Annotated in this window: 23 protein-coding genes; 14 read left to right on the forward strand and 9 right to left on the reverse strand. The window is 66.4% G+C overall.

The window, feature by feature from the left end:
* Positions 1-29 precede the first annotated feature (29 nt).
* From dnaK to VFH65_RS22810, 4 genes are read left to right on the forward strand one after another with little or no spacing between them, the layout of a single operon-like run.
* A complete protein-coding gene (gene dnaK / locus VFH65_RS22795) occupies positions 30-1,892 on the forward strand; it encodes a molecular chaperone DnaK (protein ID WP_353324470.1) in 1,863 nt (620 codons plus the stop codon).
* Positions 1,889-2,503 (forward strand): nucleotide exchange factor GrpE, encoded by a 615-nt coding sequence (grpE, locus tag VFH65_RS22800; RefSeq protein ID WP_353324472.1) that lies wholly within the window; start codon positions 1,889-1,891, stop codon positions 2,501-2,503. The genes dnaK and grpE overlap by 4 nt, the downstream gene beginning before the upstream one ends.
* 24 nt (positions 2,504-2,527) lie before the next feature.
* Positions 2,528-3,694: a molecular chaperone DnaJ gene (gene dnaJ, locus VFH65_RS22805; protein ID WP_353324474.1), complete on the forward strand. Its 1,167-nt coding sequence runs from the start codon at positions 2,528-2,530 to the stop codon at positions 3,692-3,694.
* Positions 3,694-4,065: a heat shock protein transcriptional repressor HspR gene (locus tag VFH65_RS22810; protein WP_353324476.1), complete on the forward strand. Its 372-nt coding sequence runs from the start codon at positions 3,694-3,696 to the stop codon at positions 4,063-4,065. The genes dnaJ and VFH65_RS22810 overlap by 1 nt, the downstream gene beginning before the upstream one ends.
* 228 nt (positions 4,066-4,293) lie before the next feature.
* Here the strand turns inward: VFH65_RS22810 and VFH65_RS22815 are convergent, their stop codons facing one another.
* Genes VFH65_RS22815 through VFH65_RS22830 form a run of 4 tightly spaced genes read right to left on the reverse strand, consistent with a single transcriptional unit; the run spans position 4,294 to position 8,557 of the window.
* Positions 4,294-5,196 (reverse strand): aldose 1-epimerase, encoded by a 903-nt coding sequence (locus VFH65_RS22815; RefSeq protein WP_353324477.1) that lies wholly within the window; start codon positions 5,194-5,196, stop codon positions 4,294-4,296.
* A gap of 49 nt (positions 5,197-5,245) precedes the next feature.
* Positions 5,246-6,313, reverse strand: a complete 1,068-nt coding sequence (locus tag VFH65_RS22820) for an NAD(P)-dependent alcohol dehydrogenase (protein WP_353324479.1) — start codon at positions 6,311-6,313, stop codon at positions 5,246-5,248.
* 55 nt (positions 6,314-6,368) lie between these two features.
* Positions 6,369-7,535 carry an FAD-binding oxidoreductase gene (locus VFH65_RS22825; protein WP_353324481.1) on the reverse strand — a complete coding sequence of 389 codons (1,167 nt, stop codon included), beginning with the start codon at positions 7,533-7,535 and terminating at the stop codon, positions 6,369-6,371.
* A gap of 11 nt (positions 7,536-7,546) precedes the next feature.
* Complete coding sequence (locus VFH65_RS22830; RefSeq protein WP_353324483.1) at positions 7,547-8,557, reverse strand: ABC transporter permease; 1,011 nt, start codon at positions 8,555-8,557, stop codon at positions 7,547-7,549.
* Positions 8,558-8,655: 98 nt separating this feature from the next.
* On the opposite strand from VFH65_RS22830, the gene VFH65_RS22835 reads away from it, so the two are divergent.
* Complete coding sequence (locus VFH65_RS22835) at positions 8,656-9,285, forward strand: TetR family transcriptional regulator (protein WP_353324485.1); 630 nt, start codon at positions 8,656-8,658, stop codon at positions 9,283-9,285.
* Here the strand turns inward: VFH65_RS22835 and VFH65_RS22840 are convergent.
* Positions 9,280-9,951 (reverse strand): GAP family protein, encoded by a 672-nt coding sequence (locus tag VFH65_RS22840; RefSeq protein WP_353324486.1) that lies wholly within the window; start codon positions 9,949-9,951, stop codon positions 9,280-9,282. The two genes, VFH65_RS22835 and VFH65_RS22840, sit on opposite strands and share 6 nt — an antisense overlap.
* A 57-nt stretch (positions 9,952-10,008) precedes the next feature.
* Here VFH65_RS22840 and VFH65_RS22845 point away from each other — a divergent pair, with 57 nt between their 5' ends.
* Positions 10,009-11,409, forward strand: coding sequence for an amidohydrolase family protein (locus VFH65_RS22845; RefSeq protein WP_353324488.1), 1,401 nt, complete (start codon positions 10,009-10,011; stop codon positions 11,407-11,409).
* Here VFH65_RS22845 and VFH65_RS22850 read toward each other — a convergent pair.
* Complete coding sequence (locus VFH65_RS22850; RefSeq protein ID WP_353324489.1) at positions 11,406-11,669, reverse strand: hypothetical protein; 264 nt, start codon at positions 11,667-11,669, stop codon at positions 11,406-11,408. The genes VFH65_RS22845 and VFH65_RS22850 overlap by 4 nt on opposite strands.
* A gap of 139 nt (positions 11,670-11,808) precedes the next feature.
* On the opposite strand from VFH65_RS22850, the gene clpB reads away from it, so the two are divergent.
* The 5 genes from clpB (at position 11,809) to VFH65_RS22875 (ending at position 17,715) form a co-directional block, all read left to right on the forward strand.
* The gene (gene clpB / locus VFH65_RS22855) at positions 11,809-14,355 is read left to right on the forward strand and encodes an ATP-dependent chaperone ClpB (RefSeq protein WP_353324490.1); all 2,547 of its coding nucleotides are present in this window, start codon (positions 11,809-11,811) and stop codon (positions 14,353-14,355) included.
* 73 nt (positions 14,356-14,428) lie between these two features.
* Positions 14,429-15,271 (forward strand): trehalose monomycolate transport factor TtfA, encoded by an 843-nt coding sequence (ttfA, locus tag VFH65_RS22860; RefSeq protein WP_353324492.1) that lies wholly within the window; start codon positions 14,429-14,431, stop codon positions 15,269-15,271.
* 127 nt (positions 15,272-15,398) lie between these two features.
* Positions 15,399-16,175: an SDR family NAD(P)-dependent oxidoreductase gene (locus tag VFH65_RS22865; protein ID WP_353324493.1), complete on the forward strand. Its 777-nt coding sequence runs from the start codon at positions 15,399-15,401 to the stop codon at positions 16,173-16,175.
* Positions 16,176-17,081 (forward strand): hypothetical protein, encoded by a 906-nt coding sequence (locus VFH65_RS22870; protein WP_353324495.1) that lies wholly within the window; start codon positions 16,176-16,178, stop codon positions 17,079-17,081.
* Positions 17,074-17,715: a TrmH family RNA methyltransferase gene (locus VFH65_RS22875; protein WP_353324497.1), complete on the forward strand. Its 642-nt coding sequence runs from the start codon at positions 17,074-17,076 to the stop codon at positions 17,713-17,715. The genes VFH65_RS22870 and VFH65_RS22875 overlap by 8 nt, the downstream gene beginning before the upstream one ends.
* On the opposite strand, the gene VFH65_RS22880 is transcribed toward VFH65_RS22875, so the two are convergent.
* Together VFH65_RS22880 and VFH65_RS22885 are read right to left on the reverse strand one after the other, a co-directional pair.
* Complete coding sequence (locus VFH65_RS22880; RefSeq protein WP_353324498.1) at positions 17,599-19,185, reverse strand: MFS transporter; 1,587 nt, start codon at positions 19,183-19,185, stop codon at positions 17,599-17,601. The genes VFH65_RS22875 and VFH65_RS22880 overlap by 117 nt on opposite strands.
* Complete coding sequence (locus VFH65_RS22885; RefSeq protein WP_353324500.1) at positions 19,182-19,724, reverse strand: TetR/AcrR family transcriptional regulator; 543 nt, start codon at positions 19,722-19,724, stop codon at positions 19,182-19,184. Before VFH65_RS22885 ends, VFH65_RS22880 begins: the two co-directional genes overlap by 4 nt.
* Positions 19,725-19,816: 92 nt before the next feature.
* On the opposite strand from VFH65_RS22885, the gene VFH65_RS22890 reads away from it, so the two are divergent.
* Genes VFH65_RS22890 through VFH65_RS22900 form a run of 3 tightly spaced genes read left to right on the forward strand, consistent with a single transcriptional unit; the run spans position 19,817 to position 23,645 of the window.
* Entirely contained in the window at positions 19,817-20,941 is a 1,125-nt protein-coding gene (locus VFH65_RS22890; protein ID WP_353324502.1) for a glycoside hydrolase family 76 protein, read from the forward strand.
* Positions 20,913-22,799, forward strand: coding sequence for a Na+/H+ antiporter NhaA (nhaA, locus tag VFH65_RS22895; RefSeq protein WP_353324504.1), 1,887 nt, complete (start codon positions 20,913-20,915; stop codon positions 22,797-22,799). Before VFH65_RS22890 ends, nhaA begins: the two co-directional genes overlap by 29 nt.
* 12 nt (positions 22,800-22,811) lie before the next feature.
* Entirely contained in the window at positions 22,812-23,645 is an 834-nt protein-coding gene (locus tag VFH65_RS22900; protein WP_353324506.1) for an alpha/beta fold hydrolase, read from the forward strand.
* Here VFH65_RS22900 and VFH65_RS22905 read toward each other — a convergent pair.
* Positions 23,613-24,003, reverse strand: a 391-nt coding sequence (locus VFH65_RS22905) for a VTT domain-containing protein (protein ID WP_353324508.1), incomplete at its 5' end; no start/stop codon positions are given. The two genes, VFH65_RS22900 and VFH65_RS22905, sit on opposite strands and share 33 nt — an antisense overlap.

Raw genomic sequence — 24,003 nt, forward strand, 5'->3', positions numbered from 1 at the left:
GATTAATTAGAAATCAGGAGGGACCTACCATGGCTCGTGCGGTCGGAATCGACCTCGGGACGACCAACTCCGTCGTCTCAGTACTTGAGGGCGGCGACCCCGTCGTCATCGCCAACTCCGAGGGCTCCCGCACCACGCCGTCCGTCGTCGCGTTCGCGCGCAACGGTGAGGTGCTGGTCGGCCAGCCCGCCAAGAACCAGGCAGTGACCAACGTCGATCGGACCATCCGGTCGGTCAAGCGTGAGATGGGGACCGACTGGTCCGTGGAGATCGACGGCAAGAAGTACACGCCGCAGGAGATCAGCGCTCGTGTGCTGATGAAACTCAAGCGCGACGCGGAGAGCTACCTCGGCGAGGACATCACCGATGCGGTGATCACCGTCCCCGCTTACTTCAACGACGCTCAGCGCCAAGCCACCAAGGAGGCCGGCCAGATCGCCGGGCTCAACGTGCTGCGCATCGTCAACGAGCCGACTGCGGCCGCGCTGGCCTACGGGCTCGACAAGGGCGAGAAGGAACAGACCATCCTGGTGTTCGACCTCGGTGGTGGCACCTTCGACGTTTCGCTGCTGGAGATCGGTGAGGGCGTCGTCGAGGTCCGCGCCACCTCGGGTGACAACCACCTCGGTGGCGACGACTGGGACGACCGCATCGTCGAGTGGCTCGTCGACAAGTTCAAGGGCACATCGGGCATCGACCTGACCAAGGACAAGATGGCCATGCAGCGGCTGCGTGAAGCCGCCGAGAAGGCCAAGATCGAGCTGAGCTCGAGCCAGAGCACCTCGATCAACCTGCCCTACATCACGGTCGACGCGGACAAGAACCCGTTGTTCCTTGACGAGCAGCTGACCCGCGCCGAATTCCAGCGCATCACACAGGATCTGCTGGACCGCACCCGCAAGCCGTTCCAATCGGTGATCGCCGACACCGGGATCTCGGTGTCGGACATCGACCACGTCGTGCTGGTCGGCGGCTCGACGCGGATGCCCGCGGTTTCCGAACTCGTCAAGGAGATGACCGGCGGCAAGGAGCCCAACAAGGGTGTCAACCCGGACGAGGTCGTCGCCGTCGGCGCCGCGCTGCAGGCCGGTGTGCTCCGGGGCGAGGTGAAAGATGTTCTGCTGCTTGATGTCACGCCGTTGTCCCTGGGCATCGAGACCAAGGGCGGCGTGATGACCAAGCTGATCGAGCGCAACACCACGATCCCGACCAAGCGGTCGGAGACCTTCACCACGGCAGACGATAATCAGCCGTCGGTGCAGATCCAGGTCTATCAGGGTGAGCGCGAAATCGCCTCGCACAACAAGCTGCTCGGCAGTTTCGAGCTGACCGGTATCCCGCCGGCCCCGCGCGGCGTGCCGCAGATCGAGGTCACCTTCGACATCGACGCCAACGGCATCGTGCACGTCACCGCCAAGGACAAGGGCACCGGCAAGGAGAACACGATCCGAATCCAGGAAGGCTCCGGCCTGTCCAAGGACGAGATCGACCGGATGATCAAGGACGCCGAGGCGCACGCCGACGAGGACCGCAAGCGTCGCGAGGAGGCCGACGTCCGCAACCAGGCCGAGTCGCTGGTCTACCAGACGGAGAAGTTCGTCAAGGAGCAGCGCGAAGCCGAGGGCGGTTCGAAGGTTCCCGAGGACACGCTGACGAAGGTCGACGGCGCGATCGCTGAAGCCAAGACGGCGCTCGCGGGCACCGACATCGGCGCGATCAAGTCGGCGATGGAGAAGTTGGGCGTCGAGTCGCAGGCGCTTGGTGAGGCCATTTACCAGGCCACGCAGGCTGAGCAGGCCGCAGGCGGCGGCTCTGAGGCGGGGTCTGCCGGGGCGTCGCAGGACGACGTCGTGGACGCCGAGGTTGTCGACGATGACCGGGAGAACAAGTGAGCTCAAACGATTCGCACGAGCCGGTGACCGTCACCGACAAACGGCGCATCGATCCGGAGACCGGCGAGATCCGTGACGCTGCCTCCGCGCCGGCCCCCAGTGGGCCGGCGCCGGAGGCGGCAGCGCCCGCGTCCGATGAGGTTGCTGAGCTGAAGTCCACCCTGCAGCGCGTGAAGGCGGAGTACGACAACTACCGCAAGCGCGCGCTGCGCGACCAGCAAGTGGTTGCCGAACGCACGAAGGCCGCGGTCGTCACCCAGCTCCTCGGAGTGCTCGACGATCTCGATCGCGCCCGCAACCACGGCGATCTCGAGTCCGGCCCATTGAAGTCGGTCGCCGACAAGCTGGCGACCGCGCTTGAGGGGCTTGGAGTTTCGGGGTTCGGCGACGAGGGCGACGAGTTCGACCCGTCGCTGCACGAAGCCGTTCAGCACGAAGGCGAAGGCACGCATCCGATCGTCGGCACGGTGATGCGGCGTGGCTACAAGGTCGGGGATCAGGTGGTGCGGCATGCCCTGGTCGGCGTCGTCGACACGGTGCCCGACGAAGACACGCCCGATAACACCGACACCGCGAGCGGGCAGGCCGCAGAATCGTCAGAGAACGACTAGTAGCAGGTAAGGAGGTGACGCGGTATGGCCCAGCGTGAGTGGGTCGAAAAAGACTTCTACAAGGAGCTCGGCGTCTCCTCTGACGCCAGCGCCGACGAGATCAAGCGGGCCTACCGAAAGCTCGCCCGCGATCTTCATCCCGACACCAACTCCGATCCGAGTGCCGCCGAGAGGTTCAAGGCGGTGTCCGAGGCGCACAGCGTGCTTTCGGATGCGGCCAAGCGCAAGGAGTACGACGAAACGCGTCGCCTGTTCGCCGGTGGTGGCTTCGGCCGCGGCCGGTTCAACGGCGGCAATTTCGGCGGCTTCGGCGGGGACGGCGCCGAGTTCAACTTGAACGATCTGTTCGACGCCGCCGGGCAGACCGGCGGCGCGAACATCGGCGATCTGTTCGGCGGGCTGTTCGGTCGTGGTGCGCAGCCGCGGCCCAGCCGGCCGCGCCGCGGCAATGACCTCGAGACAGAGACCGAGCTGTCCTTCCTCGAGGCCACCAAGGGCGTGGCGATGCCGCTGCGGTTGACCAGTCCCGCGCCGTGCACGAATTGTCATGGCAGCGGGGCGCGTCCGGGCACAAGCCCGAAGGTGTGCCCGAACTGCAACGGGTCCGGCGTAATCAGCCGCAATCAGGGCGCGTTCGGGTTCTCCGAACCGTGTACCGAGTGCCGTGGCAGCGGCTCGATCATCGAGCACCCGTGCCAGGAGTGCAAAGGCACCGGCGTGACCACCCGCACCCGCACCATCAACGTGCGGATTCCGCCGGGCGTCGAGGACGGTCAGCGCATCCGGCTGGCCGGTCAGGGTGAAGCTGGGCTGCGGGGCGCGCCTTCGGGTGACCTGTACGTGACCGTACATGTCAGGCCGGACAAGGTGTTTGGCCGTGACGGCGATGATCTCACCGTCACCGTTCCGGTGAGTTTCCACGAGTTAGCTTTGGGGACAACGCTTTCGGTGCCGACGCTGGAAGGCAAGGTCGGCGTGCGGGTGCCGAAGGGCACGTCGGACGGGCGCATCCTGCGCGTTCGTGGCCGCGGGGTGCCCAAGCGCTCGGGTGGTCACGGCGATCTGCTCGTCACCGTGAAGGTGGCGGTGCCGCCGAACCTGGAAGGCGAAGCGGCCGAAGCGCTTGAGGCCTACGCGAAAGCGGAGCGGGCCACTGGCTTTGACCCGCGGGCCGGATGGGCCGGTGCGTAATGCCATCCAAGCGTTCCAATGACGAGGCCCGGACGTTCCTGATCTCGGTGGCAGCCGAGCTGGCCGGCATGCATGCGCAGACGTTGCGCACCTACGACCGGCTCGGTCTGGTCAGACCGCAGCGCAGTTCTGGTGGCGGCCGCCGCTATTCGCAGCATGATGTCGATCTGCTGCGCGAGGTGCAGCGGCTGTCCCAGGACGAAGGCGTCAACCTGGCAGGCATCAAGCGCATCATCGAACTGACCAACCAGGTCGAGGCGCTTCAGGCGCGTGTGCGTGAGCTCACCCAGGAAGTGGATGCGCTGCGCTCCCAGCCGCGCGCGAAAAGCACCGCGCTGGTGGTGTGGCAGCCGCGCAAGGGCAGCCGCTAGCGCGGCCGCTCAATTTTGCGCACAGGGTCGTACATCCGCGGGATGTACGACCCTCATTGCAATCTGGACCGAGGCCGGGCAGCTCCTCGGAAACCACACGTGTCACGCACCGGAAGGTATGTGTGAATTTGCCCGCTTAGGCCGCGACACTTGAGCGACGCTGCTGCAGGTGTTTCTGCGAAGTCGCTGACTAAGCGGGCAATTCGAAGGTGGATCTGCTTGGTGCTGTTAAACGACCGTGATCCGGAACTGCGCGACGGCGGACTCACCGGGGGACACCTCCGGGTAGCCGCCGCGGCGCAGTGAGTCGGTCGGTGCGGTCATCGGCTCGAAGCAGACCACGTCGTCGTTGCCAGGTGCGAACACCTGTGCTGCGGTGTAGCCCTCGTCGAAGTGGACCTCGATGCGGCGATCGCCGCCGGACACCGCGAACACCGAACCCGGCTCGACTTCGTCGTATCCGTCGTCGAAGGTCTTGTCGCCCAACAGCTCTGTGGTCGCTTCGTGTACTTCCGTCGCGCCGGTAGGAATGCCCCACGCGTTGACGGGCAGATGCCGCATGGCCGGCGTCTCGATCTGCCATTCGCTTCGTGGCACGCCGGGAATCTGGAGATACGGGTGAAAGCCGAAGCACATCGGCACCCGGGCACCTGTGGTCGCTGTGACCGTGGTCCGCACCGTGAGCGTGCGGTCTTCCAGCGTGACGTCCAGCGTCAGCAGGTGCGGAAACGGGAAGCTGGCCAGCAGACCGGGGCGGGCCGCGTAGTCGAGTTCCGCGGTGAGCCGGGATTCGCGCTGGGTGGTGACGTGCCAATCGGGGTAGGCCGCCAACGTGCCGTGGATTGGGACGCCGTGCTCGTCGGTGCGCACCCCTCCGGTTCCCGGTGTGAGTGTGACGACGGCGCCGTCGACGCCATAACCGTTGCTGCTCAACCGGTTCGCCCACGGATAGAGGATCGGGATACCCATCGACTTGCCGTTCGAGACGTAGGCCGCAAGACCACGGCGCTGCCCGAGCAATTCCACGCCGTCGTCGGACAGCGACGTGCCGATCATGCCTGCGTTGGGGACATAGGTCGCCGTCAACGGCGACGACGGGTCACGCAGTGTGACGGTCTCGAGGTCGGACATGGTGCGATCCTGCCACGACCCGTTTAGCCGACGGCGCGCTTGAGTCGGGTCAGTCGTAGACGATCACGGCACGGCCGACGAAGTCGCCGCGGCCGAGCGCGTCGATGTGGTCGTTGACGTCCTCGAACCGAACCTGGGTCACCGAGTCTTTGATCTGTCCGGCCTCGGCGAGCGCGATGACCTCGGTGAGATCGTTGAAGTTGCCCCAGAACGAACCGAAGAACGTGAACTCCCTGCCGACGAACGGGAACAGCGGCATGTCGATCCGGTTGCCGACGAGGCCAACGGAGGCCACCGCGCCCTCGGTGGCCAATAGCGCGAACGCCAGCCGGACGCTGTCCTCGGCACCGACACATTCGATCACCGCATCGACTTCGCGTCGGCCCGTCGCCTGCTCCAGCGCGTCGCGCACCTCGTCGTCGGATTTGCCCCGGGTGTTGATGGTGTGGTCGGCACCGTTCTGCGTTGCCAGCGCGAGCTTTTCGTCGCTGCGGGCGAATGCGACCACGGTGGCGCCCGAGCCGAGCAACTTCGCGTACTGCACGGCGTAGGCGCCCAGCCCGCCCACGCCCATGACCGCCAGCGTTGCCCCGGGATGGAGGACGCCTGCCGCGCGCAACTTCTTCAGCCCGCGGTACGGCGTGAGCCCGGCATCGGTGAGTGGGGCGAGCGAGAGCGGTGACAGGTTCCCGCTGACCTTGATCAACTGCTCGAAGGCGACAGGGACGTACTCCTGATATCCGCCATGAGGACCGAAACCGACCCACTGTCCGTGGTTGCAGATCTGCTCGTTGCCGCCGTGGCACTGGCGGCAGGAGCCATCGCCGTGGGGACCGAAGACCACCACCGGATCGCCCTCGGAGAGCCCGGCAGCGGCGGGGACCTCGGCGCCGATCCTCTCGATCGTCCCGGCGATTTCATGGCCAGGCGTCGCAGGGAACTGCATCGGCAGATTGCTGTGGAAGTAGCCGTCGATGAGCTGAAAATCGGTGCGGCACATACCGGCTCCACCCACCTTGACCAGAACCTGGTTCGGTTTGATGTCGGGGATTGGGATCTCTTCGAGCTCGAGTGGTTGCTTGTAGCCGTACATGCGAGCGGCCCGCATCGTGGTCATGGTTACTCCTCGACCCGATTGATCTTGGTCAGTAATGGAGTTGGTGCCGTGCCGCTCAGCCTACCAGCGGATCGTGCTGAATGCGTTCGGCCGGTGCGCCTTTGGCGATCAAGGCGGCCTTGGTGGCCTCGACCATCTCGGGGCCGCCGCAGATCAGGATCTGCCGGTCGCCCCAGTTGCCGTATCTGGTGACGACGTCGGGCAGCGTGCCGGTCTGACGGACATGCAGGCCGCGCGGCGGCTGCACGTCGGGATAGTCGCAGGCCCACGGCGGGTCGGTGCTGTACTCCGACACCGGCGTCACCGACAGCCACGGGTTCTGCGAGGCGAGTTGCCACAGCGTGCGCAGGTCGTACAGCTCGCACGGGTAGCGCGCCCCGAAAAACAGATGCACTCGCGGATTGACGCCCCAGCGGGTGAGGTCCATGATCAGCGTCCGCAGCGGTGCAAGGCCGGTGCTTCCCGCGACCATCAGCACGTCACCGCCGTCGCGGTCGATGTGCATGGCGCCGTGCGGGTTGGACAACCGCCAGCGGTCGCCTGGTTTGGTCTCGCCGACGATCGCGGTGCTCACCATGCCGCCGGTGACCGAGCGGATGTGGAACTCGACGCCGCCACCGCGGTCGGCGGGGATGGCAGGGCTCAGGTAGCGCCACCGCCGCGGCCACTGTGGCACCTGGACGGTGACGTACTGCCCGGGGTGGTAGAACAGCGGCTGGTCGAGCTGCAGCCGGACTACCGAGACGTCGCGGGAGGCCCGGATGTGTTCGACCACGGTGCCGTCGCAGAACGGTGGGCCCTTCTCCGCGTCGGCGGCACCGCGCATCACCCCGATGATCAGCGCGACCGCATCGCGCGCGGCCTCGGCAAGTTTGTCGTCCCAGCTTTCGATCAGATGACTGCGCAGCGTGGTGTACAGCGCGTCCTGCATGCTGTCGTAATGGCCTTGCGTGACACCGTATTTGCGGTGGTCGCGGCCCAGCTGGGCAAGGAACGCCACCGGCTCCTCGGCCCGCTGAGCGATGAGCTCGCCGAACAGCCACGTCATGGCCTGCGCGAACGCAGTCCGCTGCTCGGCCATATCCGGCGGGAACAGGTCGCGGACCGACATGTCGATGGCGAACCAGCGCGTATAGAACCTGCGGATCAGATCGTCGGACCCGAGCGCGGGGTCGACCGCGTCGCGCAGCATGCACAGCGCGTCACGGTCGTCGAGTCCCACGCCGCCCGAGTTTAGGCGCGCACGATCTGTCGCTGCCGCAGCCCGGCGACGACGATCAGCGCCGCTCCGGCCAGCGCCCAGCAGGTCAGCACCACGATCGGCATGGTCGCGCCGGCCCCGTCGAAGAATGCCGTCGAGCGCAACAGCGTGGCATTGGCGCCCTGTGGCAACCACTGGCCGAGTTCGCCCCAGCCGCTCGGCAGCATCTCCGGTGCGCTGCTCAGGCCGGACAGCGGGTTGCCAAGCAGCAGTGCCAGCAGCGCGCCGAGTGCCAGGCCCACCCGGCCGAACAGCGAGCCCAGGCCGAGCATCGACAGTCCTGCGGCGAGCACGCCCAGCGTCAACCCCGCCGCGACACCCCACAGGTTCTGGTCGATGGCGCCGAACACGTAGCGCAGCAGCCCGGCGACCGTGATACCCGCCACGCCTGCGAAGATCACGGCCGCCGTGAACCGCGTCCACACCTCGCGCTTGAGCAGGAACACCAGCGCGATCGCCGGCAGCATGCCGGCAAGCGTGATCGGCAGCGCCGACGCGGCCAGTCCCACCCCACGCGGGTCGTCGGCGGTCGGTGGCGCCAGATCCTCGGTGCGCAGCGGCATACCTGCCTGCTGGGAAATGCCGTTCCCGATCTGGGTCAGCAATTGGGCGACCATCGGGCTGGCGCCGGTCGCGGTGAACAGCGTCGGCCCGTCCTGGCCGAACGCGATGCCGCCGTAGACGTCGCGGTTGCGGATCGCGTCCCGCAGCGCTTGTTCGCCCGGATAGTAGGTGACCGCGAAGGCGCCGGGTGCGCGCTGTTCGAGCTGGTCGGCGATTTGGCCACTGGCCGCCTGCGGTCCGGCCGCGCCGATCGGCACATCCTGCGGCTTTGAGCGGGCGGCCGGCAACGCGAACGCGATCGCGACGACGGCCAGCACGACCGTGAGTACGACGATGATGCCGGCGGCACGGATGCCGGCAGGTGGTTCGTGCACGGGTGATGCGTGGTGGGTGTGTCTCGCGACCTCTTGCGTGGCCATGATGAGTCCTTTTCATCCAACGTTGAATTAATCCTCGCGAGGAGCGTAACGCTGATGCGGATGAATTTCAACACTCATTGAAATGATAGTGTCGGCGTATGTCCTCACCAGCGAAGACAACCAAGCGGCGGGGCCGCCGGCAGGGTGATCCGGTGTCGCGCGACGCTGTCCTTGCCGCGGCCAAGAACCGGTTCGCCTCGGACGGTTACGAGAAGACGACGCTGCGCGCGATCGCGCGCGATGCTCACGTCGACCCGTCGATGGTGCTGTACCTGTTCGGGTCGAAGGAAGAGCTCTTCCGGGAATCGCTGCGGCTGATCCTGGACCCCGATGTCCTGATCGCGGCGCTGTCCGATGGTGACGGCGACGTCGGCACCCGGATGCTGCGCGCGTATCTGCATATCTGGGAGACACCCGAAACCGCAGCTAGCATGCGGGCGATGCTGCAGTCGGCCACGTCCAACTCCGATGCGCACGAAGCATTCCGTGGGTTCCTGCAGACATATGTGCTGCCAGCCGTATCCGGGGTGCTCGGTGGCGGGGAGCAGGCTCGGCTGCGCGCCATGCTCGCCGGATCGCAATTGGTGGGCGTGGCAATGGTGCGCTATGTCATGCAGGTGCCGCCGATGGCGACGCTGTCCGGTGATGAGGTGGTGAGGCTCATTGCGCCGACGGTGACCCGGTACCTGACCGCCCCCGCCGAGGAGTTGGGTCTTCCCGAGCTATAGACCGTGAATTCCCTTGTACAGCACCAGAAGACCGATCACGATCAGTATCCCTGCCACCAGCGCGGCATGATGGCGCTCCATCCAGTCCTTGAGGCGCCGCAGCGGTTCGTCGAGACGGTCACCGGACACCGCGTAGGCCAGCACGGGTATCGCGACGGTCGAGCCGGCCACTGCCACGTACCACGCCACGGCCAGCCACGCGGATGAGCTTTCCAAGCCGGCACTGCCAATCGCCAAACCCGCTGCGGCACAGATGAACAGCACCTTGGGATTGGCCACCGTCAGCACGGCTGCGGTCACGGCGGCCCTTGGCGGCGTGACGTTGCTCAGGCTCTGCATCCATTTCGGCGTGTGGGCTGACCGGTTGCGGGTGAGCCAGCGATATACACCGAACACGATCAGCGCGCTCCCGACGACGATCCGCAGCCATGAGGCCCAACCGGGCGGCTTGTCATGGAGTCCGCCGAGCAGGCTCGACACGCTGAGGAAGATGGCCGCCAGCGCGGCCAGTCCGATCAGCCAGCCGGCAAGGAAGGCCAGCCCCGCAGGCCGCGGCCGCGATGTGTGAAGCACCAGCACTGCCGGAATGATCGACAGCGGCGAGAGCGCGACCACGAGCGCCAGCGGGATGAGTTCGGTCAGAACGGATCCCCAATTGCCCGACATTGACCGGCCTTTCGTCGCATGATTCGACAAGAACCTAGCAGCGAGGAGGCGGTCACCGTGGGCAGTCAGGTGCATTTGGGTCACGTGTTTCACCTGGCAGGCAGTCCGACGGTGACCGAGGCCGCCGACGCGTTGGTGTCAATTCCCGACGGCGCGTTGGCAATTGACGACACGGGTCGCATCGTGTTCACCGGCCGGCGGTCAGAACTTCCGTCCGACTACGCACCGGCCGCCGTCTACGACCACCGCCCCGGATTCTTGCTGCCCGGCTTCGTCGACACCCACATCCACTTTCCGCAGACCTATGCCGGGGACTCCTACGGCGGCGGCCAGCTGCTGGAGTGGCTCAACTTGTGCATCTTCCCGTCCGAATCACGTTTGGGCGATCCGGAATTCGCGCAGCAGGCGGCCGACGAGTTCTGTGCGCGTCGACTCGCGGTGGGCACCACCGCGGCCATGGTGTTCGGGTCGGCGTTCCCGCACGCACAGGACGCCCTCTTTAGCGAGACCCAGCGCGTCGGACTGCGGATCGTCAGCGGCAGGGGCATCCAGACCGTCGGCGGCGAGACCGCGGCGCCGCTACTGACGTCGGAGGAAGACGCCATCCGGCTGACCCGCGACGAGATCGACAAGTGGCATGCCGCCGACACCGGCGATGTCGACACCGCGCTGCTGCATGTCGCGATCGTTCCGCGGTTTTCGCTGTCGGTGACCACCGAGACGTTGAAGAACCTCGGCGAGTTGTACGACGAGGTGCGTGATCGCGGTGTCTACGTGCACAGCCATCTGAACGAAAACAATCGGCCGGGCTCCGGTGAGGTCGACACCACCAAAGAGACGTATCAAGTCGATTCGTATCTCGACACCTATGACGGAAAGTTCCTGCCGGGATCGGCGGTCGGCGGCAAGAGCCTGCTCGGCAGACGGACCATCCTGGCTCATTGCGTGCACTGCCAGGACGCCGAATTGGAGCGGATGGCCGAGACGGGCACGTCGATATCGCACTGCCCGGTCTCACAGCTGTTCCTGGGGTCGGGCACCATGCCATGGAAACGTACCGTGGCATCGGGCGTAAACATCTCGGCCGGAACGGATTTCGGTGGGGGAGACGAATGGCTGATTCCGCGGGTGCTCGGCGATGCGTTCAAGGTGCACATCAGCGAGCCCGGTGACGCCGGGGTGTCGATGCACCCGGCAGAGATGTTGTTCATCGGGACGCTCGGCGGCGCGCGGGCGCTCGACATGGAGGACCGCTTCGGCAATTTCGACGTGGGCAAGGAGGCCGACTTCGTCGTCGTCGATCCGTCGCGCACCTCTGCGTTGCACGGCCCTGTGACTTATGCGGTGCGTTCCGGCGACCCGATTCTCGCGCGTGATCAGACGCTGTTCCTGCTGCTGATGGGAATGCGCGAGACGTCCATCGCGGAGGTCTACGTTCAGGGCCGCAAGCTCACTTAGAGGGTTCGTGGGCTGTGATACCAACCCGCTTCGAACTGGTCGGCTCGGAGCATGTCGGGACACACGTGCGACGCGAACGCGGCGAAATCCGAGCGGTTGTACGAGCCGTTCATGCCGTTCAGCACGGCGCGCACACGGTCCTCGTCCGAAGTCGCAGGCGTCGATCTCGCTCCGACCGCGATCAACAGTGCCGCGATCGTCAGCGCCGCGACCGCCACGCAGCCGGCGATGACGAACCGGTGGGGGCGAGGAAACCGCACCTATTCAGCCTGACCGATGACGGCCTGCGGGGTGATGCGCCCCGCCGTTACCAAGAAAGTTAAACTTGAGCGGAACAGACTCAACCTTGACGACGTTGAACAACGCGACAAGGCTTTTTCTAGACGATTGGAGGTAGTCGTGGATTCTTTCAACCCGACGACCAAAACGCAGGCGGCGCTGACGTCGGCGTTGCAGGCGGCCAGTTCCGCAGGCAACCCGCACATCACCCCCGCCCACCTGCTGATGGCACTGCTCACTCAGAACGATGGCATCGCCGCCCCGCTCCTTGAGGCCGTCGGCGTCGAGCCCGCGACTGTCCGTACCGAGACGGAGCGCCTCGTCGGCCGGCTCCCCAGGGCCAGCGGCGCTGCCTCGCAGCCACAGCTGAGCCGCGAGTCGCTCGCGGCGATCACGACCGCCCAGAACCTCGCCACCGAGATGGACGACGAGTACGTCTCGACCGAGCACCTGCTCGTCGGGCTGGCCACGGGGGACGGCGAGGTGGCCAAGCTGCTGACCGGACATGGCGCGTCACCTCAAGCTTTGAGGGAGGCGTTCGTCAAGGTCCGCGGCAGCGCGCGGGTGACCAGCCCGGAGCCCGAAGCGACGTATCAGGCGCTGGAGAAGTACTCCACTGACCTCACGGCGCGCGCTCGCGAGGGCAAACTCGACCCAGTTATCGGGCGCGACAACGAGATTCGTCGCGTCGTGCAGGTGCTGTCCCGTCGCACCAAGAACAATCCCGTGCTGATCGGTGAGCCAGGCGTCGGCAAGACCGCGATCGTGGAGGGCCTGGCTCAGCGGATCGTGGCCGGCGACGTGCCGGAAAGCCTGCGCGATAAGACGGTCGTCTCGCTGGACCTCGGCTCGATGGTGGCTGGGTCGAAGTACCGCGGCGAGTTCGAGGAACGGCTCAAGGCCGTCCTTGACGACATCAAGAACTCGGCAGGCCAGATCATCACGTTCATCGACGAGCTGCACACCATCGTGGGCGCGGGCGCGACCGGCGAGTCCTCGATGGACGCCGGCAACATGATCAAGCCCATGCTCGCGCGCGGCGAGCTGCGGCTGGTCGGTGCGACCACGCTCGACGAGTACCGCAAGCACATCGAGAAGGACGCCGCTCTCGAGCGCCGTTTCCAGCAGGTGTACGTCGGCGAGCCGTCGGTCGAGGACACGGTCGGCATCCTGCGCGGCCTGAAGGATCGCTACGAGGTGCACCACGGCGTGCGCATCACCGACTCGGCGCTGGTCGCTGCGGCCACACTGTCGGACCGCTACATCACCGCTCGTTTCCTGCCCGACAAGGCCATCGACCTGGTCGACGAGGCGGCCAGCCGCCTGCGCATGGAGATCGACTCCCGGCCCGTCGAGATCGACGAGGTCGAACGGCTGGTGCGCCGCCTCGAGATCGAGGAGATGGCGCTGGCCAAGGAGGAGGACGCCGCCTCGAAGGACCGGCTGGAGAAGCTGCGCGCGGAACTGGCCGACCAGAAGGAGAAGCTGGCCGAGCTGACGACGCGCTGGCAGAACGAGAAGAGCGCCATCGACGTGGTCCGCGAGCTCAAGGAGCAGCTGGAGACGCTGCGCGGCGAGGCTGACCGCGCCGAGCGCGACGGCAACCTCGAGAGGGCCGCCGAGCTGCGCTACGGTCGCATCCCAGAAATCGAGAAGAAACTCGACGCGGCGGTGCCCCAGGCCGAGGCCCGTGAGGACGTCATGCTCAAGGAAGAGGTCGGGCCCGACGACATCGCTGATGTGGTGTCGGCGTGGACCGGCATTCCCGCGGGCCGGATGCTCGAGGGCGAGACGGCCAAGCTGCTGCGGATGGAAGACGAGCTGGGCAAGCGCGTCGTCGGGCAGAAGAAGGCCGTCGTCGCCGTCTCGGATGCGGTGCGCCGCAGCCGGGCCGGTGTCGCCGACCCGAACCGTCCGACGGGCTCGTTCATGTTCCTTGGCCCGACGGGTGTCGGTAAGACCGAGCTGGCCAAGGCCCTGGCGGAATTCCTGTTCGACGACGAGCGGGCGATGGTCCGCATCGACATGAGCGAATACGGCGAGAAGCACTCGGTCGCGCGGCTGGTCGGTGCGCCTCCCGGATACATCGGCTACGACCAGGGCGGCCAGCTGACCGAAGCGGTGCGCCGTCGTCCGTACACAGTGATCCTGTTCGATGAGATCGAGAAGGCCCACCCGGATGTGTTCGACGTGCTGCTGCAGGTGCTCGACGAGGGCCGGCTGACCGACGGTCAGGGCCGCACCGTCGATTTCCGCAACACGATCCTGATCCTGACGTCCAACCTCGGGTCGGGCGGCACGGAAGAACAGGTGATGGCCGCGGTGCGCTCGGCGTTCAAACCCGAGTTCATCAACCGCCTGGATGACGTGATCATCTTCGACGGGCTCAACCCCGAAGAGTTGGTGCACATCGTCGATATCCAGCTCGAGCAGCTGGCCAAGCGGTTGGCCCAGCGCAGGCTCACGCTCGAGGTGTCACTGCCCGCCAAGAAGTGGTTGGCTCAGCGCGGGTTCGACCCGCAGTACGGCGCCCGCCCGCTGCGTCGGCTGATTCAGCAGGCCATCGGCGACCAGCTGGCGAAGCTGCTGCTGGCAGGCGACGTGCACGACGGCGATGTCGTCCCCGTGAACGTCAGCGCGGACGGCGACTCGCTGGTCCTGGGGTGACTGCCGGGTGATGCCGGGTTGTGATCTGCTTGAGTTCGGGATAAATCGCAACCTGCAAGTAGGCTAGGGCGCAATGGTCCCGCTTTGGTTCACGCTGTCCGCACTCTGTTTCGTGGGTGCGGCGGTGCTGCTGTATGTCGACATCGACCGTCGACGCGGGCTGGGCCGACGTCGCAAGTCGTGGGCGAAGTCTCACGGCTTCGACTATGAGCACGAGTCGCACGACATCCTCAAGCGCTGGAAGCGTGGCGTGATGTCGACAGTCGGCGACATCTCCGCCAAGAACGTCGTCCTCGGACAGATCCGCGGCGAGGCCGTGTTCATCTTCGACCTCGAGGACGTCGCTACCGTGATCGCGCTGCACCGCAAGGTCGGCACCAACGTCGTCGTCGACCTGCGGCTCAAGGGCATCAAAGAGCCGCGGGAGAACGACATCTGGCTGCTCGGCGCCATCGGCCCCCGGATGGTTTACTCCACCAACCTCGATGCCGCGCGAAGGGCGTGTGATCGGCGGATGGTGACGTTCGCTCACACCGCGCCGGATTGCGCCGAGATCATGTGGAACGAGCAGCACTGGACGCTGGTGTCGATGCCGGTCACCAGCACCCGCGCACAGTGGGACGAGGGCCTGCGCACCGTGCGGCAGTTCAACGACCTGCTGCGGGTGCTGCCGCCGGTACCGCAGGCCACCGCGGGCCAGGCCGTTGCCCGGCGCAGCGGATCACCCAGTCGTCCGCTCAAGCCTGCACCGGCCCGCGCTGAGCAGCCGGCACCCGGTCGGGCCGACGTGCCCCCGGCTCGCCCCGAAGTGGGCCGCTACACCCAGCCGCGTCCCGATACAGGCCGCGCCGACCCGGCCCGGCGCCCGCCGCCGCCGTCGCGCAACGGCCGGCAGTCGCCGCACTATCAGCGATAGCGACTGACGCCGAACCACACGCGTCACAAGCGCGCGGGCACTTGGACATTGCCCCGTCAGGCGAGAGATCTGCGTGGGCCCGGTGCAGCCGAATCAACCAGTGCAGCACTTGGCTAGTCTCTAGGGCATGTCCCGCCCCGTAGCAATGATCACCGGACCGACTTCCGGTATCGGGGCGGGATTCGCCCGTCGCTACGCCATGGACGGCCACGATTTGGTGCTGGTCGCCCGCGACGTCGAACGCCTGGACGGTCTCGCCGGGGAGTTGCGCGACGAAGTCGGCGCCAACGTCGAGGTGCTGCCCGCTGACCTCGCGCTGGCCGCCGACCGCGCCAAGGTCGCCGACCGGCTCGCCGCCGGCGTGCGAATCCTGGTGAACAACGCGGGATTCGGCACATCGGGTGAATTCTGGACCGCCGACTTCGAACTCCTGCAGAAACAACTCGACGTCAACGTGACCGCCGTGATGCAGCTGACCCACGCGGCGCTGCCGCCGATGCTGGCCGCAGGCACCGGCACCGTCATCAACGTCGCCAGCGTGGCAGGCCTGCTGCCCGGCAGGGGGTCGACGTACTCGGCGTCCAAGGCGTGGGTGATCGCGTTCTCCGAGGGATTGGCCAACGGTCTCGGCGGAACGGGTGTCGGCGTGCACGCGCTGTGCCCGGGTTTCGTGCGGACCGAGTTTCACTCGCGTGCGGGCATCGACATGGCGAAGACACCGTCGTTTCTGTGGCTCGAGGTCGAAGACGTGGTGCGCGAATGCATGGCCGACGTCGGCAAGGGCAAGGTCGTCATTGTCCCGGGTCTGCAGTACAAGGCGCTCACCACCGGTGGACGGGTGGTGCCGCGAAACCTGGTGCGCGCCATGACGAAGGTCGTCGGCAAAGGCCGCGGCCGTACTTAGATGTTGCCCCGTGCCCTGATCGCCGTCATGGCGACGATCGTCGTGATCGCTTCGGCGTGCTCCAGCGACGACGGGCGCGCCGATCCCTACGCCGCGCAGACCGCGACGCTCGGCGAGTCGCTGGCGATCCTTGGCTGGAACATCTCGGTGTCCAACTTGCGTTTTGACTCCGACTACGTCCTCGTCGATGTCGACGGCTCGCCGTCTCAGCAGGGAAGTCCACACGCCAAACCGGAGGACATCCGCTTCGGCCTGTACGGCGCGCTGGCTCACCCGATCGAGGCCAACGGCGTCGGCGGCTGCCGCGATGTGAACAACCTTGCCGTGCAACCCTTGTCGGCGCCGGCACCCGACAGGATCACGGGCACAGTCTGTTTGGGCCCTCTGCGCGACCAATCCCAGGTTCGGGGCGTTTATGCTTATTCGCCACGCGACCGGATCGCAGGCACCACGGTCGCTTACCCCGCGGCGTTCCCTGTGGGTGTGCCGCCGACGAACGAGAACGACACCGGGCTGGTGCTCAAGACGACGAGTGTGGATGCGTTCCGTGCCGACGGTGCCCAACTCGACCCGGCCGCACTGGGCGACCCGACCGCCTTCGAGGGCAACGGCTACATGCTGCTCGGACTCGAAATCGGTGGCCTCGCAGCGCGTTACCGCGACGACTCCGAGCGCCGAGGTGGGCCGCTGATGGTACTCGCGGCTCCAACGCTGCCGGCTCCAGGACTGAGCCACGCATGTGACGTCTACGGTGCGTCGGTGCTCGTGCTGCCCGACGCGTCGCTGGACGCTGTGCAAGTCCGCGCGTCGCTGTGCACGCAGGGCGAGATCAACGCCGCGCTGCTGTACGCGTCGGTGTCAATGGTCGGCACCCACGCAGCGCTTTGGGAAAAAACGGATGACTGAAGCGGGGCCAACGGAGTGGGGTGAAAGCCAAGGCGTCGGTCCCTGGCAGGGACCGCACCCCGACGATCCACGCTACGATCCCGACCTGCTTCGCGACGGCGACACCCGCAATGTCGTTGACGCATACCGATATTGGAGACGGGAAGCGATCGTCGCCGACATCGATGATCGCAGGCACCCGTTACAGATCGCGATCGAGAACTTCGGCAACGACGCCAACATCGGGGCGGTCGTGCGCACCGCCAACGCGTTCGCAGTTGACACCGTGCACATCGTGGGCAGACGGCGGTGGAATCGGCGCGGCGCCATGGTGACCGATCGCTATCAGCGGTTGCGCCACCATGACACCACGGCCGAGCTGCTGGCCTTCGCCGCATATGCGGGACTGACGGTCGTCGCGGTCGACAACGTTCCTGGCGCATCGCGGCTGGAGGACAGCACGCTGCCGCGGGACTGCCTGATGATCTTCGGTCAGGAAGGGCCGGGAATCACCGAGGCCGCCAAGGCCGGTGCCGAATTAACCGTGTCGATCGCCCAATTCGGCTCCACACGCAGCATCAACGCGGCGGTCGCAGCGGGCATCGCCATGCACGCCTGGATCGTCCAGCACGGCGATCTCGGCCGCGCCTGGTAGGCGTTGACGCAGCAGGAACCACACCGCCACGGCGGAGATCAGCATCAGCACAGAGCCGACGCCCGACGCGATGGCAAGGCCATTGGTGAAGGCCGCCTTCGCGGCATCGAGCAAGGCTTCGCTTTGACTGGCAGGCAGCGCGGTGGCCGCGTCGATCGCCGCCGACAGGGAATCGCGCGCATCGGCTGCGACCGCCGCGGGAATGCCCGGCGGAACGACGAAGCCGCGATAGACGCCCGTGACAATTGAGCCGAGCGTCGCGATGCCGAGAGCCATGCCGAGCTCATAGGCGGTCTCGGAGACCGCGGCCGCCGCACCTGCCCGCTCCTTCGGCACGCTGGCCAGGATCACATCGCTGGCCACGGTGAACGCGAGGCCAAGGCCGACGCCGACCACAAAGAGTGCCGCACCCAGCGGCAGATACGGGGTGGACGGGGTGAGCATCGTCAGCGAGGCCATCGCCACACCGACAAGCGCGAGGCCGACGGTGAGCACAGCGCGCGACGACCAGTAGCGCACCGCCACGCCGGCAAGTACGCCGAAAACCGTCGCCGTGACGGCCGCAGGCAACTCGGCCAGTCCGGCCTTCAGCGGGCCGTATCCATGCACCAGCTGGAAGAACTGCGACAGGAAGAACACCAAACCGGAAAGGCCGAGCACCGACAGCAGGTTCGCGGCCACCACGCCGGAGAACGCGCGGTTGCCGAACAACCGGACATCGATGAGCGGAGTCGGCAGCCGCAGCTGGCGACGGACGAACACCACCAGCGCCGCGACGCCGATCACGGCAGCCGCCACCACATCAACCCGAACGCCAAGCGCGGCGCCTTCCTTGATGGCGTAGACGACCCCCAGCATGCCCAGCATCGACAGGCCCACACTCGGCAGGTCCCACGGACCCGGCTCGGGGTTGCGGTGCTCAGGCAGAAGGACGAGGCCGCCGACCACCAGGACCAGCATCACCGGAACGTTGATCAGGAACACCGAGCCCCACCAGAAGTGCTCGAGCAGGATGCCGCCGACGATCGGGCCGAAGGCCGCACCGGCGGAGAATGCCGAGGCCCAGATGCCGACGGCGATGCTGCGTTCGCGACGATCGGGGAACAGGCCGCGGATGAGCGCCAGGGTGGCGGGTGTCAGCGTCGCACCGGCCACGCCGAGCAGCGCCCGCGTCGCGATCAGCATCTCGGGGCTGGACGAGTATGCCGTGATGACCGAGACGATCGCGAAAGCCGTTGCACCGCATAGTAAGAGCTTCTTGTGGCCGACACGGTCGCCGAGGCTGCCCATGCTGATGAGGAGCCCCGCCAGCACGAAGGAGTAGATATCGCCGATCCACAGAATCTGGGTGAAGCTGGCACCCAGGTCCTGGCCGATGAACGGGGTGGCCAGCGCCAACACGGTGCCGTCGACCCCGATCAGCAGGACCGCAAGGGTAAGGACGCCGAGTGCCAACCAGCGGCGGGTCATGAGGTGCTCACTCCGTGTAGTAATAGGTCGGTGATCATGTGGTTGAAGTCGCGTCCGGCGACCCGGCCGGCCTGAATCGCCCACGCCGCCCCTGCGACCAGGCTGTAAACAGCCTCGGTGAGCCAGGCCGCGGTAAGGCCGGGCCGAAACTCGCCCGACTGCTGGCCACGATGGAACAGGGCGGTCACCTCGGCGTCGATATCCACCCATCCCTTCTGCGCTTGGTCGAGGTCGAACTCCTGGCTTTGGCTGTACAGCAGCGCCAGATATGGCGACGACGGTTCCCACGCCGCAATCAGGCGGCGCAACGCCTCGGTCGCCGAATCTTCCTGCAGCCGAGCCGCTTTCAGCGCCTTGCGCATCTCGTCGAGCGCGAGCTGGTCCAACGCCTCCATCAGCGCCTTCTTGCCGGCGAAGTGGCGATGCAGGGTCGCTCGGCTCACTCCGACGGCTGCGGCGATCTCGTCCTGCGTGGCGTTTGGTCGCCTGCCGAGAAAGTCCGCGGCCGCGCGCAGCAGCTTCTCCCGGTCCACACTCACGAGACGACTATATACCAAATGAGACGAAAACGTCTCATCGCCTTCTATGACATGACCACACCCCGACGCTGTGGTAGGGCAGGATCATGGCCATGGATCAGGTATGGGCCAACCGTGCTGCCAGCGCCGAAGCCGCCGTCGCGAAGCGGCATCTCAAACGGCTCTGGGGATTGCCGGGCACCCAGCTGGGCGTCGTCGCCTGGCCGGCGGCGAGGCAGCACAGAATGTTCGGGGTCTGGCATTACTGGTGGCAGGCCCACCTGCTCGACAACCTGGTCGACGCGCAGCTGCGCGATCCGCAACCCGAGCGGGAGACGAAGATCCGCCGTCAGATCCGGTCGCACCATATGCGCAACACGCTGAGATGGATCAACGACTATTACGACGACATGGCCTGGCTGGCGCTCGCGCTCGAGCGGGCGGGCCGGTTGGCCGGAGTCGACAAGCCCGGCGCGTGCAAGAAGCTCTGCGAGCAGTTCGTCAATTCATGGGTGCCTGAGGACGGCGGTGGTATCCCGTGGCGCAAGCAGGACCAGTTCTTCAATACACCGGCCAATGGTCCGGCGGGGATATTCCTCGCTCGCTATGACGACCGGCTGCGCCGCGCACAGCAGATGTCCGACTGGATCGACGAAACGCTGATCGACCCAGAGACACATCTGGTGTTCGACGGCATCAAGGCCGGCTCGCTGGTGCGGGCGCAGTACACGTACTGCCAGGGGGTGGTGCTCGGGCTGGAAACCGAGCTCGCGGTGCGGACCAAGGACGCAGACCATGCCGAGCGGGTGCACCGGCTCGTCGCGGCCGTGCGCGACAACATGGCGACCGAGGGGGTCATCAAGGGCGCAGGCGGCGGCGACGGCGGACTGTTCAACGGGATCCTGGCCCGCTACCTCGCGCTGGTGGCGACGACGCTTCCGCAGAACAGCCCCGAGGACGAGCAGGCGCGAGACGCCGCCCGCACGCTCGTGCTGAAGTCCGCCCAGTCGGCGTGGGACAACCGCCAAACCGTCGACGGGCTTCCGCTGTTCGCCGCCTTCTGGGACCGCACGGCGCAGATACCGGGCGCAGCCGGGAAGGAAGCCGAGTTCGTCGAGGGCGCCGTCAACGCCTCCGAGGTCCCCGAACGCGATCTGTCGGTCCAGCTCTCGGGCTGGATGCTGATGGAAGCCGCGCACACTGTCAGCAATGAAGCCGGGCAGGACGAGGAGACGTGACCTGAGCGCCCAGTCCGTCCCGCAGATCGTTCGCCCGCTGCCGACGCGGTTCAGTCGCGACCCCAAGGCGATCACCACCACCGAGAATGCCGCCGCCGGTCTGCTGTTGGCGTTCACCCTCGCCGCGATCCTGTGGGCGAATTCGCCATGGGGCCACAGCTATTGGGCCCTGCTGGACACGCATGTCGGTTTCACCTTCGGTGCGCACCACTTCGAAATGACCGTCAAGCACCTGGTCAACGACGGCCTGATGACGTTCTTCTTCTTCATCGTCGGCCTGGAGGTGACACGAGAGTTCGCCATCGGCGAGCTCACTGACCGCTCGAGGGCGGTGGTCCCGGTGGTCGCCGCCGGCGCAGGCCTGCTGATACCAGCCGTCATCTTCCTGCTGTTCAACCCGTCCGGTGAGGACGCGCAGGCGTGGGGTGTGGTGATCTCGACCGACACCGCCTTCCTGATCGGCGCGCTGGCCATCATCAGGCCGAAATTCCCTGCCCGGCTGCGGATCTTCCTGCTCACGTTGGCCGTTGTCGACGACGTCGGCGCGCTGTGCGTGATCGCGTTGTTCTACTCCGACCGCATCCAAGTGGTCCCGTTGGTGATTTCTGTTGTGCTCATCGGCGCGATCGCGCTGGTGCGGTTGCTGCCTGCCGCTCGTGGTCCGGCCTACGCGGTGCTGGCCTTCGGGCTCTGGGTGGCGCTGTTCGTGGCGGGTGTGCATCCGACGCTGGCCGGCGTTGCGGTCGCATTGTTGATCCCGGTCTTCACACCCGAGCGGCGGCAGGTCGAACAGGCCGTCGATCTGATGCGGGCATTTCGGCAGTCGCCGAATTCGCAATACGCCAGGGCGGCGACTCGTGGTCTGCGGCAGTCGATTTCGATTAATGAGCGGCTACAGACAACCGTCGGCCCCTATGTGTCGTTTCTGGTGTTGCCACTGTTCGCGTTGGTCAACGCCGGGGTGCTACTCGACCGGAACAGCGTGGTGGCGGCGATGCGCTCGCCGCTGACGTGGGGCATCGTCGCGGGCCTGGTGATCGGAAAGTTCGTCGGCATCACCGGCGCGACGTGGTTTATGCGGCGCACCGGCATCGGGCAGCTGGCTCCGGGCCTGACGCTGCGCAGGGTGACCGGTGGCGCGGCGCTGTCCGGAATCGGTTTCACCATCTCGCTTTTCATCGTCGACATCGCGATCAGCGACCCGGCGCGCAAGGAGCAGGCCCTGATCGGCGTCCTCATCGCGTCGGTCACCGCCTTCCTCGCCGGCTGGGCCATCTTCCGGATCACCGACTGGGTGAGCCCGCCGGAACCGGTGGGCATGAAGCTGCTGCGGCCCGTCGATCCCGAGCGCGACCACATCCGCGGGAATCCCGACGCTCCGCTGACCCTTGTGGAGTACGGCGATTACGAATGCCCGTTCTGCAGCAGGGCGACCGGCGCGATCGATGAGGTTCGAGCGCATTTCGGCGATGAGTTGCGTTACGTGTGGCGCCACCTTCCGCTGGAGCGGGTGCACCCGCGCGCATTCGACGCCGCACGGGCTGCCGAGGCGGCGGCATTGCAGGGCAAGTTCTTTGAGATGGGGCGCGAACTGTTCGGTCATCAAGACGATCTCGAGTGGTCGGACATGTACCGCTATGCGGTGGCCATCGGTTGCGATATCGACCGGTTCGACCAGGACGTGCGGGTGCACGCCTCGAAGGTGCTGCACCGGGTGCAGGACGACGCGCAGGACGCCGAGCTGATGGATCTCAACTCGACGCCGACGTTCTTCGTCAACGGCAAGCGGCATAAGGGGCCATGGGATTCGGCGAGCCTGATCCGCGCACTGGAGGAAGGTCGGTCTTCAAGCTCGTGAGATGCTGAGCCGATGAAGCAATTCCGGCGCGGTGAACTGGTTTTCGACGTCCGCGATGACGGTCCCGCCGACGGACCGGTCGTCGTGCTGCTGCACGGATTCCCGCAGCGCAACGACTCATGGAGCGCCGTGATCGACAAGCTGACGGCACAGGGGTATCGATGCCTGGCCCCCAATCAACGCGGATACTCGCCGGGCGCGCGACCACCGCGGCGTCGCGATTACCGGATGTCGGAACTCGTCGCCGACGTCGCCGCGCTCATCGACGCCAGCGGCGCCGAGCGGGTACACCTCGTCGGGCATGACTGGGGCGCCGGGGTGGCATGGAACGTCGCGGCGCGGCTGCCCGAGCGGCTGGCATCGGTCTCGCCGATCTCGGTGCCGCATCCTGTCGCGTTCGTCAAGGCGGTGGTGACCAGCCGTCAGGTGTTGGCGTCCTGGTACATGTTCTTCTTCCACTTGCCGCGTATACCCGAACGGCTTCTGCTGCGCCGCGACGGATCGACCACAGCGATGGCGGTGTCCCTTGAGCGCGGCGGTCAGACACCGGCCAACACAGCCAGAGACGTCGCCGCGATGAGCGAGCCAGGGGCGCTGACGGCCGCCCTGAATTGGTATCGGGCGATGCTGATGGCGAAAGCACCGGGGAAGATCACCGTGCCGACGATGTACGTATGGAGCGACGCCGACGAGGCCCTGCTCGACAAGGCCGCTTATGCCAGCGGCAACTACGTCAGCGCCGATTACCGGTTCGAAGTCCTGCGCGGCGTTTCGCACTGGATCCCGGAGGAACGGCCGGACACCCTGGCCGACTTACTCCTCGACTGGTTCGGGAGTCACTCCTAGCGCGTTCTTGGCTGCCCGGCGTCGCTTGTACCACTCGTAGATCATCGGCGTTATCGAGGCGACCGCGATGAGGATGAAGATCGGCTCCAGCAGCTTCTGGATGATCTCGAACTGGCCGAGTCCATACCCGAGGAGCGTCAGGCCGACGCCCCACACGACGGCGCCGATGATGTTGAAAAGCGTGAACGCGCCGTAGCTCATCCTGGCGGCGCCTGCGGTGATCGGCGCGAGGGTTCGCACGATCGGCACGAAGCGTGCGATGACGATGGCGAACGGTCCCCGCTCCTCGAAGAAGCTGTGGGCCTCGTCGAGGTATCGCTGTTTGAGGACACGAGCATTGGGCTTGAACATCGCGGTG

It is taken from the genome of Mycobacterium sp., from assembly GCF_035697385.1.
Taxonomy (GTDB): Bacteria; Actinomycetota; Actinomycetes; order Mycobacteriales; family Mycobacteriaceae; genus Mycobacterium.